This is a genomic window from Leisingera sp. ABM4_060 (assembly GCF_056158765.1).
The window spans coordinates 4,041,100-4,053,946 of record NZ_JBSWTX010000001.1 but is presented as its reverse complement, the minus strand read 5'-3'; the positions used below and the strand labels follow the sequence as shown (position 1 = coordinate 4,053,946).

Below are 12,847 nucleotides of genomic sequence, written 5' to 3'. Positions count from 1 at the left end.
GTTTCGCCTCATTGCAAACGTCCGGCAAGCGCTGCCGCCTGCCCTGCCCCCTATGTGTGGAGCCTGCGCAGCGGATGCAATGGCGGAAACGGCGATTGCATCCGGATTACAGGCCGCTAGCAGCCGGCGGCCGTTACCGGGGCACTGAATTCGACAAGGCGGTAATCGCCGATACGCGCGAAACCGAGTTTCTGATAGGCCCGGATTGCCGCAGTGCCGGAGGCAAACAGGATCGCTTGTTGCACCCCTTCCTCATGCGCCTCGGCCAGATGCAGCGCCACAGCGCGGCGGGCAAAGCCGCGGCTGCGCTGGCCCGGCGGCGTGTAAACCCCGCCGATCTGCACGGTTTCCGGCAGCACCGCGTTGAAGGCGGTCATAGCGACCGGCAGCCCGCCCAGTTCCAGGATGCGGCCGCGGCCGCTGTCCACCAGCGCCTCGGCCCGGGCCGTGGAGCGCTGGCGGATTTCCGGCAGGTCGGTGGAGCCGAAGATCTCCTTGTCATAGGCATGGCGCCATTCGGTGATCAGCGGCACGTCCTCGGGGTGCATCGGGCGCAGGGTGCTGCCGCCGGAGGGCATCTGCAAGTCCTTGAGCTGCAGGCTGAAATGCGCGTCCTCCTCGGAAAATCCGATCTCGCTCCGGTCCAGCTCAAGCGCCGCCAGCAACTCCTCTGCCTGGCCCGCCTCGCCGGTGAGCGCCGAGATCTGCCGCCCGGCCAGCGCCTGGCGCAGCGCGGGCGCATCCGCGGGTGCGAATTCCGGCGCCTCGAACATGAAATAGCCCGCTTCGGTCAGGCCAAAGACGCCAGAGATCCCGTCATTGCTCTCGCTCAGCCACACCGTGGTGGCCTTGGGGTTGCCCGTGGCGTTCAGCCCGAAATCGCGCAGATTGCCGGACAGGAACATGGAGGTCGCCGCGCGTGGCGCCAAAAACTCCCCGATGGCCTGCAAATCTCCCTGTGACGCCTTGCGAATCATCCTGCCCTCCATGATCAGAACCAGCCCCTGCAATGCCGCCCGAAGGGCAGGCCCATGCCGAGCATGATATGGCGGCAGGGCCGTTTCAACTGCGGGTTGCGGTCAATTTAGCAGGAATTGGTTTCCAGACTCTGATCCGGTGTAAATTAATTTGCCCGCCACCAGTCGCCCAGCGCCTGCTGCCACAGGGTCATTGCCGCGACTGCCGCCGTATCTGCGCGCAGGATGCGGGGGCCGAGGCTGACGACATGGGACTGCGGCAGGGCGTGGAGGCGTATGCGTTCGCTCTCGGAGAAGCCGCCTTCGGGGCCGATCAGAATCGCCCAGGGCGCGCCTGTTTGGGTCTCAGCGGCCAGTTGCAACGCATTGCCCACCTCGGCCTCGTCGCAGAACATCAGCTGCCGTTCGGCCGGCCATTGATCCAGCAGGCGGGAAAGCTTCTGCAACTCGCCAACCTCGGGCACATAGGTGCCGCCGCATTGCTCGGCCGCTTCCACCGCATGGGCCTGCAGCCGGTCCTGGCGGATGCGCTCAGAGTTGGTGAACTCGGACTGCACCGGCAGGATGCGGGCAGCCCCCATCTCGGCGGCCTTTTCGACGATGAAATCGGTGCGCGCCTTCTTGATCGGGGCAAACATCAGCCACAGGTCCGGCGGCAGCTGCAGGGGCTTGGTCTGCTCCTGGCACACAAGGGTGCCGCCGCGTTTGCCGGCCTCGGCGACCTCAGCCAGCCACTCACCGTCGCGGCCGTTGAACAGCGCCACCGGGGCGCCAACCGCCTGCCGCATCACTCCGAACAGGTAATGCGCCTGATCACGATCCAAGGGAACCGATTGCCCTGCCCCCAAAGGGTGCTCTACATACAGTCTGATTTTTGCACTCATGGGGTCCTACATATGCAAGGCCAGAAGCCAGCGCCAGAGGGTCAGGTCGCGGATGCGGTCAAGGGAAACTGGGTCGACACATATGCTCCGGAATGGACACGGCCCTATCTGCGGCTCAGCCGCGCCGACCGGCCGATCGGCACCTGGCTGTTGCTGATCCCCTGCTGGTGGGGGCTGGCCCTGGCCGTCCTGTCGGATCAGGCCCCGCGCTGGGAAGACCTGTGGATCGCCATCGGCTGCGCTGCCGGCGCCTGGCTGATGCGCGGCGCGGGCTGCACCTGGAACGACATCACCGACCGCAACTTCGACGGCCAGGTGGAACGCACCCGCTCGCGGCCGATCCCCTCGGGGCAGGTCACGGTCAAGGGCGCGCTGGCCTGGATGGGGCTGCAGTGCCTGCTGGGCCTGGCAATCCTGCTGACCTTCAACCAGGCGGCCATTGCCATGGGCGTGCTGTCGCTCTTGCCGGTGGCGGTCTACCCCTTTGCCAAGCGGTTCACCTGGTGGCCGCAGGTGTTTCTGGGGCTGGCTTTCAACTGGGGCGCCATGCTGGCATGGGTGGCGCATACCGGCACCTTGGGATGGCCGCCGGTGCTGCTCTATCTGGCGGGCATCGCCTGGACGCTGTTTTATGACACCATCTATGCTCATCAGGACACCGAAGACGACGCGCTGATCGGCGTGAAATCCACCGCCCGGCTGTTTGGCCGCGAAACTCCGATGTGGCTGCGCCGGTTTATCGTGCTGAAGGTCAGCCTGATGGCGGTGGCGGTGATCCTGGCGATGCTGGACACGGCTTCGGTGCTGGCGCTGGTGCTGGCTCTGGCAGCGCCTTGGGCGATGGGCTGGCATCTTACGTGGCAGCTGCGTGCCTTTGACGCAGAGAACAACCTGGGGCTTCTGCAATTGTTCCGTCTCAACCGTGATACCGGCCTGATTCCGCTGATCTTCTTCGGGCTGGCCATGCTCGCGTGATTGAACAGGGCCCCGCAGCAGGGTATGAGCCGGTAACTTGAACTGGGAATGTGCCGCCATATGCGCTTGTCTTCGCTTTTGATCCCGGGCTTGGCCTTTGCCGCCGCTGCCGGGCTGAGCCTTGTCGCTGCCGGTTTTGCCGTGACAGCGGTGGAGCAAGGCACCGAACGCGCCGTGCGGGGCACGCTGGACCGCAATGGCTACACCTGGGCAGAAGTGACAGCGGACGGGCTGCAGGTGCTGCTGGAAGGCACCGCCCCGGACGAGGCCACCCGGTTTTCGGTCAAGTCACTGGTCGGCACGGTGGTGGATGCGGCCCGGATCCTGGATGGGATCGAGGTTCCCCCGGCGGACGGGCTGGCGCCGCCCCGGTTCTCGGCGGAAATTCTGCGCAATGACCGCGGTATCTCGATCATCGGCCTGATTCCCGCGGGCTCGGGCCGCAGCACTCTGGTGGAAGAGCTTTCCGGGCTGGCCGGAGCGGAGAATGTCACCGACCTGCTGGAAACCGCAAAATACGAAACGCCCGAGGGCTGGGCAGACGCCATGGCCTTTGCGGTCGAGGCGCTGAAGCTCCTGCCGCGCGCCAAGATCTCGGTTGCAGCCGGCGAGGTCTCGGTTACGGCGATCTCTGACAGCAGCGATGCAAAAGCACGGCTGGAGGAACAGCTTGGCCGCAAGGCGCCTCCCGGGCTGCGGCTGGCGCTGGAGATTGCAGCGCCGCGGCCGGTGATCACCCCGTTCACTTTGCGCTTCCTGCTGAACGAAAAAGGCGCCTCCTTCAACGCCTGCTCGGCCGAAAGCGAAGAAAGCCGCGACCGCATTCTGACAGCCGCGCGCAAGGCCGGGCTGCAGGGCGAGGCTGATTGTGTGATCGGCATGGGTGTGCCCTCTCCGAACTGGGCAAAGGCCGCGGAGCTGAGTATCGCAGGCCTCGCGGAACTGGGCGGCGGCTCGGTGACCATTGCCAATGCCGACATCACCCTGGTGGCCGCTGAAGGCACCCCTGACGCACGCTTTGACCATGTGGTGGGCGAGCTGGAAAGCGCCCTGCCCCGGGTTTTTGCCCTGCATGCGGTTCTGCCCATGCCCGAGACCCAGGACGCCGCCGCACTTCCGGAATTCACCGCCACCCTCAGTCCCGAGGGCCAGGTGCAGCTGCGCGGGCGGCTCAGCGACGCGGCGCTGCGCGCGGTGGCCGACAGCTATGCCAAGGCCCGTTTCGGCTCCGGCAATGTGCATACCGCCGCGCGGATCGCGCCGGGCCTGCCTGCCGATTGGCCGGTGCGGGTGCTGGCGGGGCTAGAGGCGCTGTCCTACCTCCAGCGCGGCTCGGTTCTGGTGACGCCGGAAACGCTGGAGCTGCGCGGCATGAGCTACAGCAAGGACAGCCCTGCGGAGATCGCCCGCTTCCTGTCAGCCAAACTGGGCGAGGCAGAGACCTACGGGCTCGACATCACCTATGAGACGCCGCCGGAACCCAAGGACAAGCCGATCCCGCCCGAGCTTTGCGAGGCACAGCTCGCCAGCGCCCAGAGCGGCACCAAGATTGCCTTCGAACCGGGCTCTGCCACCATTGCCGCGCAAAGCGCCGGCACCATGGACCGGATTGCCGGTATCCTGGGCCGCTGCGGCCCGGTGCGGCTGGAGATCCAGGGCCATACCGACAGCCAGGGCCGCGAAGTGATGAACCAGAACCTCAGCCAGGCGCGCGCCCAGTCGGTGCTGAACGAATTGCGGGCGCGCCGCGTCGTGACCTCGACGTTTGCCGCCAAGGGCTATGGCGAAAGCGAACCAATTGCCGATAACGGCACCGAGGAAGGCCGCGAAGCCAACCGCCGTATCGAATTCAAGCTCATCCGTATTGCGGGTGCACAGGCCGCCGATGCAGAAGCGGCGGCGGAAGACGCCGCCACCGGGGATGCCGCCGCAGAGGCGGGCACCGCACAGGAGACATCAGAGGAATGAACAGGACCGAGTTCATCATAACCACCGCGATCATCCTGTTTGCGGCCTTTGCCATGGGCTGGTTTGCCAATTGGCTGGTGCACCGCTTCACCCGGGTGAAGCAGAGCGACGTGGCCGATCTCGACCGGATGAGCCAGGAGCTGCACGAGGCGGAAGAGACCCGCGACCAGGCGATCACCTACCTGCAGCAGCGCGAAGCGGAGCTGACCAACCAGCTGACCCAGACCGAGGCCGAATTGCGCGCCGCCATGGAAGGCCTGCGCGAAGCCCGCCGCGAAGCCGAAGAGCTGCGCAGCCAGATCCCGCACTGAGTTCCGCAAACGGAGCACTCCCGCGCCTGCAGCACGCACTGGCTGCGCCAGCACGTGCTGAACAGCCTTGGGCATGGCGCCGCGCTGCGCGCGGCGCGGGTGTTTCCCAAACCCCGGCGGGTCAAGGAGGCCGCAGGCCCCGCGAAGCGGCTTGTCCTTGACGCGCCAATCTTCAAACACAATCGAATTGGGCCTGAATGGGCAGACCTGCCCGTTCAGGCCGTCTCAGCAAAGAGAAACCGCCGCGCGAAGCGCGGCGCCGGGCCCAACAGGCGGAGATCATCTGTGATGATTGAACAACTGGCGGGAGCTCCCTGTCCTGCCTACCAGCCCCTGCCTTACCAGCGCTTCAGGGCGTCCTCGTCGGTATCCTTGGCAGCCACCCAGTCCTCGCCGCCGCCGGCCAGGATTTCCTTCTTCCAGAACGGCGCCCGGGATTTCAGGTAGTCCATCAGATACTCCGCCGCCTCGAACGCGTCCTTGCGGTGGCGCGCCGCCGTGGCGACCATCATGATGCGCTCACCCGGTGCCAGGCGGCCATGGCGGTGGATCACCAGCGCATCCGCCAGCGACCAGCGTTTCATCGCTTCATCCGCAATCGCGGTCAGGGCCTTTTCGGTCATGCCCGGGTAATGCTCGATCTCCATCGCCTCGAGCCCGCCCTGGTCCGCATCACGCACCACGCCGGCGAAGGTGACGACGGCACCAGCGCCTGCCACTCCGGCCGCAAAGGCATCGCTTTCAGCGCCCAGTTCAAACGGCGCCTCCTGGACAGAAATCCGCATCGCTTCAGCCCCCGGTCATCGGCGGAAAAAAAGCCACTTCCCGTACCCCCTCCAGAGAGGCGTCGAAGTCCGACAGATCCTGATCCAGCGCCACCCGCAGGGCCGAGAGATCGGCAAAGGCAGCGGCATAGCGCTCTTCGCGCGCCCGCAGTTCCTCGACCAGGTCGTTCACCGTCGCGGCTGATGTCTCAACCCGCTCGCGCGGCAGGCCGATGCGTTCGCGCACCCAGGCGAAATAGAGAATGTCCATCAGTGCGCCTCCTTCAAATGCGGCATCGCCTTGCGCAGGTAGTCGATGCCTGTAATTGCAGTCAGCGCCGCGGCAATCCACAACAGCCACAGGCCGGCGCGCCCGGTCCAGACCATGCCCGCGAATTTCCAGCGCAATCCCTGCTCGTCCGAGACCTGCCCGGTCATGATCTGATCGATCAGCGGCTGGTCCATGCCAAAGGACGACATCACCAGGTAGTGCTCGAAGATGCCCTGCGAAAACAGCGTCGCAATCGCGATCATCTGGGCAGTGGTTTTCCACTTGGCCAGTTTGGTCACCTTCAGCGTGCCCGCCGTATCACCCAGATATTCCCGCAGGCCTGAGACAAAGACCTCGCGGAACAGGATCACCGTGGCGGGCAGCACCAGCCAGGGGGTCCAGTGCTCGGCGGCATAGCCGACCAGGATCATCAGCGCGATCACCACCATCGCCTTGTCGGCAATCGGGTCCAGCATCGCACCCATCTTGGTCTCCTGCCCCCAGGCCCGCGCCAGATAGCCGTCGAACCAGTCAGTGATCGCGGCACTGATGAACAGGAGCAGCGCAAACCAGTCCGCGTAGGGCCGTGAGAAGTAGAGGAACATCACCGCGAGGCCGGGCGCAGCCACCAGCCGCAGCAGGGTGAGGATATTGGGCAGGGTCCATTTCATGCGGGCACATTATCCGGCTGTTTCGAAAGTGGAAAGCGGCCCCGCGCAAAATTCCTCCCTCTGCTGCCAGGCGCGTGAAAATATCAGGGAGCGGGATCGCGCCCGCGTGATCCGCCCTGCCCTGCCGCAAGCCGGCCTTCAGGCAACCGAGGTGTCCAGCAGCGCCCCGTGCTTCTCGCCGTGATGGCTGGAATGGTCAATTTTCCGGTGCACTTCGTTCAGCCGGTCCCGGTCCAGGAAAATGTGGTTGTGGATCACCCGCACCAGGTCTTCCTTGGCCAGCGTCAAGGCCTCCGCCTCGGTGTCCGCCAGCCCCTTGCCTTTCAGCTTGTTCAACTCCTTGGCGATCTTTTCGCATTCCTTCTTGGCCTTATCCACATGCTGCGCCTCATGCGCCAGGCAGCAGGCATAGAAGCGGTACCATTCGATCAGCGCCCGCGGCGACAGCCCGCTGACGGAGCGTTTCGGGCAGCGGATGGAAGGATGCAGCACCAGCTTCAACGCCGAGACCTTGGCGGTCACCTCGAACCAGCCGGTTTTCTTGTCGATCTTCGGTTTACCGTCGGCTGCGTATTTGCCTTTGGCGGTCAGGCACTCCAGTTCGGTGGTGGTCAGAAAGGCGACTTTCTTGTTGTCATTGGGGTCTTTCGGCCCCTTGCTCTTAACACTCTTGGCGATGTCGGGCAGCGTCTTTCCCGACACCGAATAGGTGTCGTAGACAACGGTCTTTACGGTCAGGGATACGGGCATAATTCCTCCGGGCAGTGAATGGCTGCCCGCAAAACCTAGCACGATTGCCATCTAGCCCAAAATTTCCGGCCTATCCTTGCGCGTGGAAGTGGTCGTAGATCCGCTCGGCCAGGGCTTCCGAGATCCCCTCCACCGCCTTGAGGTCGGCCAGGTTGGCCCGGCTCACCGCCTTGGCGCTGCCGAAATGCGCCAGCAAGGCGCGTTTGCGCGAGGCGCCGACGCCTGGCACCTCGTCCAGCGGTGTGGCGCTCATCGCCTTGGCGCGTTTGGCGCGGTGGGTGCCGATGGCAAACCTGTGCGCCTCGTCCCGCATCCGCTGGATGAAATAGAGCACCGGGTCATTGCGCTGCAAGGCAAAGACAGGCGCGCCGGGTCGGTAGAACTCTTCCTTGCCGTGGTCGCGGTCGACGCCCTTGGCAACGCCCACCATCGGGATGTCCTGTACGCCGTGCTGTTCCATGATCTCCGCCACCGCCGAAACCTGGCCCGCGCCGCCATCGATCAGCAAGAGGTCGGGCCACAGCCCCTTGTCCCGGTCCGGATCCTCCTTCAGCAAGCGTGAGAAACGGCGGTTCAGCACCTCCTTCATCATGCCAAAGTCATCGCCAGGCACCAGATCATCGCCCTTAATGTTGAACTTGCGGTAGGCGTTTTTCATGAAGCCCTCCGGCCCCATGACAATCATGCCCCCCACCGCATTTGTTCCTTGAATATGCGAGTTGTCGTAGACCTCGATCCGCTGCGGCGGGCCCTCCAGGCCAAAGGCTTCGGCCAGCCCGCGCAGAAGTTTCGCCTGAGTGGCACTTTCGGCCATGCGCCGCGCCAGGCTTTCACGGGCGTTGCGCACCGCAAAGGCCACCAGCTCGGTCTTTTCGCCGCGCTGGGGCACCAGCAGCTCCACCTTGCGGTCTGCCTTTTCGCTCAGCGCTTGTTCCATCAGGTCCGCATTCTCAATCGCATCCGACAGGATCAGTTGCCGCGGCGGCTCCTTGTTGCTGTAGAACTGGCCCAGGAAGGCCTCCATGATCTCAGCCGGGCTATTGTCGGCATCCACCCGCGGGTAGAAATCCTGGTTGCCCCAGTTCTGGTTGGCGCGGATGAAAAACACCTGCACGCAGGCCTGGCCCGACTCCAGATGCAGGCCGATCACATCGGCCTCGGCCACGCCGCGCGGATTGATGCCCTGGGAAGACTGCACCTGGGTCAGCGCCTTGATCCGGTCGCGCAGGGCGGCCGCGCGCTCGAACTCCATCGCCTCAGACGCGGCCATCATCTGCTCCGCCAGCTCCTCCTGAACTTTGGTGGAGCGGCCTGACAAGAACCGTTCCGCATCCCGCACGCTGGCAGCATAGTCCTCCTCGCTGATCAGCCCGGTGCAGGGCGCGGTGCAGCGTTTGATCTGATACTGCAGGCAGGGCCGGGTGCGGGTCTCGAACATGGAATCCGAGCAGTTGCGCAGCAGGAACGCCTTTTGCAGCTGATTCAGCGTCCGGTTAACGGCACCGGCACTGGCGAAGGGGCCGAAATAGCTGCCCTTCTGCTTGCGGGCGCCGCGGTGCTTCTTGATCTGCGGAAAATCGTGATCCTTGGCGACCAGGATATTCGGAAAGCTTTTATCATCGCGCAAGAGCACGTTGTACTTGGGCTTCAACTGCTTGATCAGGTTCTGTTCCAGCAGCAGCGCCTCGGTCTCGGTCCGCGTGGTCAGGAACATCATCGAGGCGGTCAGCGCAATCATCCGCTCGATCCGCGGACTGTTGCCGGGGCGGGTGTAATTCGACACCCGCGCCTTCAGATTGCGCGCCTTGCCGACATAGAGAACCCGGCTGTCCGCATCCAGCATCCGGTAGACACCCGGCGAGCTGTCGAGCGTTTTCACATAGTCCTGGATCACGGCATAGCCGGTGCGGGGCGGCGAATCCGGGGAAGTTTCGGAAGGCTGGTCGTTCATGCGCCCAGACATATGATTCCCCGGCTCTGGCTGCAATGTTTGCCTGTCCGGATCAAGAGCGGGAAAATCCACGCAAACTGTGGATAACTACGGAGATATCTTTGGGCTATCCCGCGTTTTCCCTTATTTCAGGGCCATTTCGGACGAATGCCTAAAATTTAGGCGGTTTGATAAGATACTGTTTTCAAACAGTATTTTTCCCGCACCCTGTCAAGGTTTTGAAAACAAAGGCACTTTTGTAACGCTTCCGTGACGGCACGTGATCCGGTGCAAAACTTTCAGGAAAAGGGACCGTTTTGCGCTGGGTTGCGTCACTCCAGCCCGTCGGTATCCGGGGTTTGCCAGCCCAGGTGCTGGCCGCCGTCGACACAGATCATCTGGCCGGTCACCGCCTTGGCTCGCAGCAGATAGGAAAGCGCCGCAGTGATGTCCTCAGTGCCGGCCCCGCGCTGCAGGATCGTTGCCTGGCGCTGGCGCTCGAACTGCCTTGCGCTTTGCCGCGGGCCCGGCAGCGTGGGCCCCGGACCGATGGCGTTGACCCGGATCTGCGGTGCCAGTGACTGGGCCGCGGTCTGGGTCAGGGTCCAAAGCGCCGATTTGGCCAGGGTATAGGTCATGAACTCCGGCGTCAGCTTGCGCACCCGCTGGTCGATCATGTTAACGGCCAGCCCCCAGGCGCGCGGCTCGCCGCCCTCCTCCGGCTGCGCAACATGCTGCGCTGCCATCGCCTGCAGCAGCACGAAAGGCGCCCGCAGATTGCTGTTCAGATGCCTGTCCCAGCTCTCCCGCGTCGCGGTCTCCAGCCGGTCATGCTCGAAAACAGAAGCATTGTTAATCAGGCAGGTGATAGGCCCGCCCAGCGCCTGTGCCGCGCGCGGCAGCAGCGCCTGGGCCTGGGTTTCCTCCAGCAGGTCCGCCTGCAGCACCTCCGCCTGGCAGCTCAGCTTGCGGACCTCACCGGCCGTCTCCTCCGCGCCATCCGCGGAAGAGGCGAAATGCACCGCAACGTCATAACCCTGCGCAGCCAGTTCCAGAGCCATCGCGCGGCCCAGCCGCCTGCCCGCTCCGGTTACCAGTGCCCGCATCTCTACCCTCCCGCTGCTGCCGCAAGAAAAGTGTTAGAACAGGACAACCATATAGGCCAGATAAAGCGCCGTCAGAATAATGCCCCAGATACGGGTAATGTCCTGCTTGAAGAAGACAAAAGGGATCAGCAAGAGCGAAGCCGCCAGCATCACCCACAGGTCGAACACCAGGAACTCCGGATCGACGCTGATCGGGCCGACAAAGGTGGCAATGCCGATGATGGCCAGCAGGTTGAACATGTTGGAGCCGATCACATTGCCCAGCGCCACATCCGCCTGGCGCCGCAGCGCCGCCATCACGGTGGTGGCCAGCTCGGGCAGCGAGGTGCCGACCGCCACCAGGGTCAGGCCGATCACGGTTTCGCTGATGCCATAAGTGCGGGCGATGATGGTGGCATTGTCGACCAGCAGATCGGCTCCCAGCGGCAGGCCGATGAGACCCAGCAGAAGATAGGTGCAAACCCGCCAGTAGGGCATATCGGGGTCGGCTTCCTCGATCTCTTCCAGGTCGTCCTCGCAGGCGCAGTCCTTGCCGTTGCGGCGGTGGGCGCGCGCCTCATAGAAGGCCACGCCCAGCACCCCCGACAGCGCCGCCAGCAGGATCAGGCCGGACCAAATGGTGAAGGTACCGCAGAAGGCCAGAGCGATGAACAGAAAGGACGCGCCCAGCATAAACATATAGTTCTTGCGGGTGCTGCATTCGCTGGTGTGAAGGGCGCGCATCAGTGCGGGGATACCCAGAACCAGAAGGATATTCGCAGTGTTTGAGCCCACCACATTGCCCAGTGCAATGCCGTCTGCGCCCTCATGCACGGCGCTGATGGCAATCAGCAGCTCCGGCGCCGAAGTGCCGAAGGCAACGATGGTCAGGCTGACGATCAGCGCAGGCACCCCCAGCCGCAGGCTGAGGTTCACCGCGCCGCGCACCAGCGCATCGCCTGCCAAGAGCAGGATCACCAGCCCCAGGGCCGAATACAGCCATGGCATCATTTGCCACGCCCTCCTTTTTGGCAGCCGCAGGGGCCTTTGCCGATCTTGAAGCGGCCGCAGGACGGGCAGCGCTTGGAATTGAGGTGTTTCTGGCCGGGAAAGCGCAGCTTGCCGAACATTGCCAGCACCGCCATCACCACCAGAAAGATTGCAACGATCTTGAACAGCACGTCAGAGCCCGAAACGCGCAAATTCAGCGCGCTCCTCGATCCCCGCGAGGGCGTCCTGGGCCACCCGCATGCCAAAGCGGCTCAAGAGCGGTTTCTTGAGCCCGTAACGGCGGAACCGGACCTTCTCGCCAAAGCGCTCCTGCATCTTGGGCTTCAGATGGCCGATGCCGTCGATCAGCCCCAGCTCTTCCGCCCGGCGCGCCAGCCAGATCTCGCCGGTGAACAGGTTCTCGTCGCCTTTCAGCTTGGGGCCACGGCGCTCGGTGACATGGTCGATGAAATTGGCGTGTATGTCGTTCAGAATCACCTTCAGGCGCTGCACATCCTCGGGGTTCTCGGGGCGGAACGGGTCCAGCATCGATTTACTCTCGCCTGCGGTATAGACCCGGCGCTCGACGCCCTGGCGGGCGAGCAGCACATGGGCGCCGAAACCGGCCGAAATTACCCCTACCGACCCCAGCACCGAACTGGCATCAGCCCAGATCTCATCTGCGGCAGCCGCCAGCCAGTAGCCGCCCGAGGCGGCGACATCTTCGACAAAGGCGTAGACGGGCACGTTCAGCTCTTCCGCCAGGCGGCGGATGCGGGCCCCGATCAGCGAGCTTTGCACCGGCGAGCCGCCGGGCGAGTTGATCTCCAGCGCCACGGCAGCGGGTTTTCCCTTGCGGAAGGCACGCTCCAGCACCGGCGTCAGCGCCGCATCGCTCAGCGAGCCGCGGCCCGGCATGCCAATGGCGCCGTTGAGGCGGACCACCGCCACCAGCGGCTGTCTTTTCAGGAAAGGCAGGCGAAATCTCATGGCGCCGATGTAGAGGGCCGCCCGCGGTGAAACAAGGTGCGCGTCCGGCGGAAATGCCGTGAAATGCAAAAACCGCACAGCCGCGGGCATAATTGCAACGCCGGCCAGCTGCTGCGGGCCAAGGCGCTCCCGCCGGTCAGGACAGCAGCTTGCAGCTGCATCCTTCCCGTTGGGCCGGGCGCCGCGCTGACGCGCGGCGGGACGCGTTCCGGGAGCCCTTTGCGCAACATCCGGCACGCGGAACGCGTGCCGGGCCCAACCGGGATGGGCCTCCCCCGGGA

Annotated in this window: 14 protein-coding genes; 3 read left to right on the top strand and 11 right to left on the bottom strand. The window is 64.4% G+C overall.

Annotated features, from left to right (window positions below; genetic code table 11):
* Positions 1–116 precede the first annotated feature (116 nt).
* The gene (locus tag ACXAEH_RS19615; protein WP_475035196.1) at positions 117–977 is read right to left on the bottom strand and encodes a GNAT family N-acetyltransferase; all 861 of its coding nucleotides are present in this window, start codon (positions 975–977) and stop codon (positions 117–119) included.
* Positions 978–1,123: 146 nt separating this feature from the next.
* A complete protein-coding gene (locus ACXAEH_RS19610; protein WP_475035194.1) occupies positions 1,124–1,861 on the bottom strand; it encodes a 16S rRNA (uracil(1498)-N(3))-methyltransferase in 738 nt (245 codons plus the stop codon).
* Between the two features lie 12 nt (positions 1,862–1,873).
* Between ACXAEH_RS19610 and ubiA the strand changes: the two genes are divergently transcribed.
* From ubiA to ACXAEH_RS19595, 3 genes are read left to right on the top strand one after another with little or no spacing between them, the layout of a single operon-like run.
* Positions 1,874–2,836: a 4-hydroxybenzoate octaprenyltransferase gene (gene ubiA / locus ACXAEH_RS19605; protein ID WP_475035193.1), complete on the top strand. Its 963-nt coding sequence runs from the start codon at positions 1,874–1,876 to the stop codon at positions 2,834–2,836.
* Between the two features lie 60 nt (positions 2,837–2,896).
* On the top strand, positions 2,897–4,804 hold the full coding sequence (locus ACXAEH_RS19600) for an OmpA family protein (RefSeq protein ID WP_475035191.1): 1,908 nt from the start codon (positions 2,897–2,899) through the stop codon (positions 4,802–4,804).
* Positions 4,801–5,115 (top strand): hypothetical protein, encoded by a 315-nt coding sequence (locus ACXAEH_RS19595; RefSeq protein ID WP_475035189.1) that lies wholly within the window; start codon positions 4,801–4,803, stop codon positions 5,113–5,115. Before ACXAEH_RS19600 ends, ACXAEH_RS19595 begins: the two co-directional genes overlap by 4 nt.
* Positions 5,116–5,453: 338 nt before the next feature.
* On the opposite strand, the gene ACXAEH_RS19590 is transcribed toward ACXAEH_RS19595, so the two are convergent.
* The 9 genes from ACXAEH_RS19590 to ACXAEH_RS19550 all read right to left on the bottom strand — a co-directional run bounded on the left by ACXAEH_RS19590 (position 5,454) and on the right by ACXAEH_RS19550 (position 12,566).
* Positions 5,454–5,900 (bottom strand): molybdenum cofactor biosynthesis protein MoaE, encoded by a 447-nt coding sequence (locus tag ACXAEH_RS19590; protein ID WP_475035187.1) that lies wholly within the window; start codon positions 5,898–5,900, stop codon positions 5,454–5,456.
* Positions 5,901–5,904: 4 nt separating this feature from the next.
* Positions 5,905–6,150 (bottom strand): molybdopterin converting factor subunit 1, encoded by a 246-nt coding sequence (gene moaD, locus ACXAEH_RS19585; protein ID WP_475035185.1) that lies wholly within the window; start codon positions 6,148–6,150, stop codon positions 5,905–5,907.
* Complete coding sequence (gene pgsA, locus ACXAEH_RS19580; protein ID WP_475035183.1) at positions 6,150–6,821, bottom strand: CDP-diacylglycerol--glycerol-3-phosphate 3-phosphatidyltransferase; 672 nt, start codon at positions 6,819–6,821, stop codon at positions 6,150–6,152. Before pgsA ends, moaD begins: the two co-directional genes overlap by 1 nt.
* A gap of 138 nt (positions 6,822–6,959) precedes the next feature.
* On the bottom strand, positions 6,960–7,571 hold the full coding sequence (locus tag ACXAEH_RS19575) for a DUF922 domain-containing protein (protein WP_475035181.1): 612 nt from the start codon (positions 7,569–7,571) through the stop codon (positions 6,960–6,962).
* A 70-nt stretch (positions 7,572–7,641) separates the two neighbouring features.
* Positions 7,642–9,534 (bottom strand): excinuclease ABC subunit UvrC, encoded by a 1,893-nt coding sequence (gene uvrC / locus ACXAEH_RS19570; protein WP_475035179.1) that lies wholly within the window; start codon positions 9,532–9,534, stop codon positions 7,642–7,644.
* A gap of 299 nt (positions 9,535–9,833) precedes the next feature.
* On the bottom strand, positions 9,834–10,607 hold the full coding sequence (locus ACXAEH_RS19565; protein ID WP_475035178.1) for an SDR family oxidoreductase: 774 nt from the start codon (positions 10,605–10,607) through the stop codon (positions 9,834–9,836).
* Positions 10,608–10,640: 33 nt separating this feature from the next.
* On the bottom strand, positions 10,641–11,597 hold the full coding sequence (locus ACXAEH_RS19560) for a calcium/sodium antiporter (protein WP_475035176.1): 957 nt from the start codon (positions 11,595–11,597) through the stop codon (positions 10,641–10,643).
* Entirely contained in the window at positions 11,594–11,788 is a 195-nt protein-coding gene (locus ACXAEH_RS19555; RefSeq protein WP_039133964.1) for a hypothetical protein, read from the bottom strand. The genes ACXAEH_RS19560 and ACXAEH_RS19555 overlap by 4 nt, the downstream gene beginning before the upstream one ends.
* A complete protein-coding gene (locus ACXAEH_RS19550) occupies positions 11,769–12,566 on the bottom strand; it encodes a S49 family peptidase (RefSeq protein WP_475035174.1) in 798 nt (265 codons plus the stop codon). Before ACXAEH_RS19550 ends, ACXAEH_RS19555 begins: the two co-directional genes overlap by 20 nt.
* Positions 12,567–12,847 lie beyond the last annotated feature (281 nt).

Coding starts and splice junctions, on each gene's coding strand:
- pgsA (WP_475035183.1), bottom strand. CDS start 6,821: ATGAAATGGACCCTGCCCAATATCCTCACCCTGCTGCGGCTGGTGGCT.
- ACXAEH_RS19550 (WP_475035174.1), bottom strand. CDS start 12,566: ATGAGATTTCGCCTGCCTTTCCTGAAAAGACAGCCGCTGGTGGCGGTG.
- ubiA (WP_475035193.1), top strand. CDS start 1,874: ATGCAAGGCCAGAAGCCAGCGCCAGAGGGTCAGGTCGCGGATGCGGTC.
- ACXAEH_RS19615 (WP_475035196.1), bottom strand. CDS start 977: ATGATTCGCAAGGCGTCACAGGGAGATTTGCAGGCCATCGGGGAGTTT.
- ACXAEH_RS19560 (WP_475035176.1), bottom strand. CDS start 11,597: ATGATGCCATGGCTGTATTCGGCCCTGGGGCTGGTGATCCTGCTCTTG.
- ACXAEH_RS19575 (WP_475035181.1), bottom strand. CDS start 7,571: ATGCCCGTATCCCTGACCGTAAAGACCGTTGTCTACGACACCTATTCG.
- moaD (WP_475035185.1), bottom strand. CDS start 6,150: ATGGACATTCTCTATTTCGCCTGGGTGCGCGAACGCATCGGCCTGCCG.
- ACXAEH_RS19610 (WP_475035194.1), bottom strand. CDS start 1,861: ATGAGTGCAAAAATCAGACTGTATGTAGAGCACCCTTTGGGGGCAGGG.
- ACXAEH_RS19590 (WP_475035187.1), bottom strand. CDS start 5,900: ATGCGGATTTCTGTCCAGGAGGCGCCGTTTGAACTGGGCGCTGAAAGC.
- ACXAEH_RS19565 (WP_475035178.1), bottom strand. CDS start 10,607: ATGCGGGCACTGGTAACCGGAGCGGGCAGGCGGCTGGGCCGCGCGATG.
- ACXAEH_RS19600 (WP_475035191.1), top strand. CDS start 2,897: ATGCGCTTGTCTTCGCTTTTGATCCCGGGCTTGGCCTTTGCCGCCGCT.
- uvrC (WP_475035179.1), bottom strand. CDS start 9,534: ATGTCTGGGCGCATGAACGACCAGCCTTCCGAAACTTCCCCGGATTCG.
- ACXAEH_RS19595 (WP_475035189.1), top strand. CDS start 4,801: ATGAACAGGACCGAGTTCATCATAACCACCGCGATCATCCTGTTTGCG.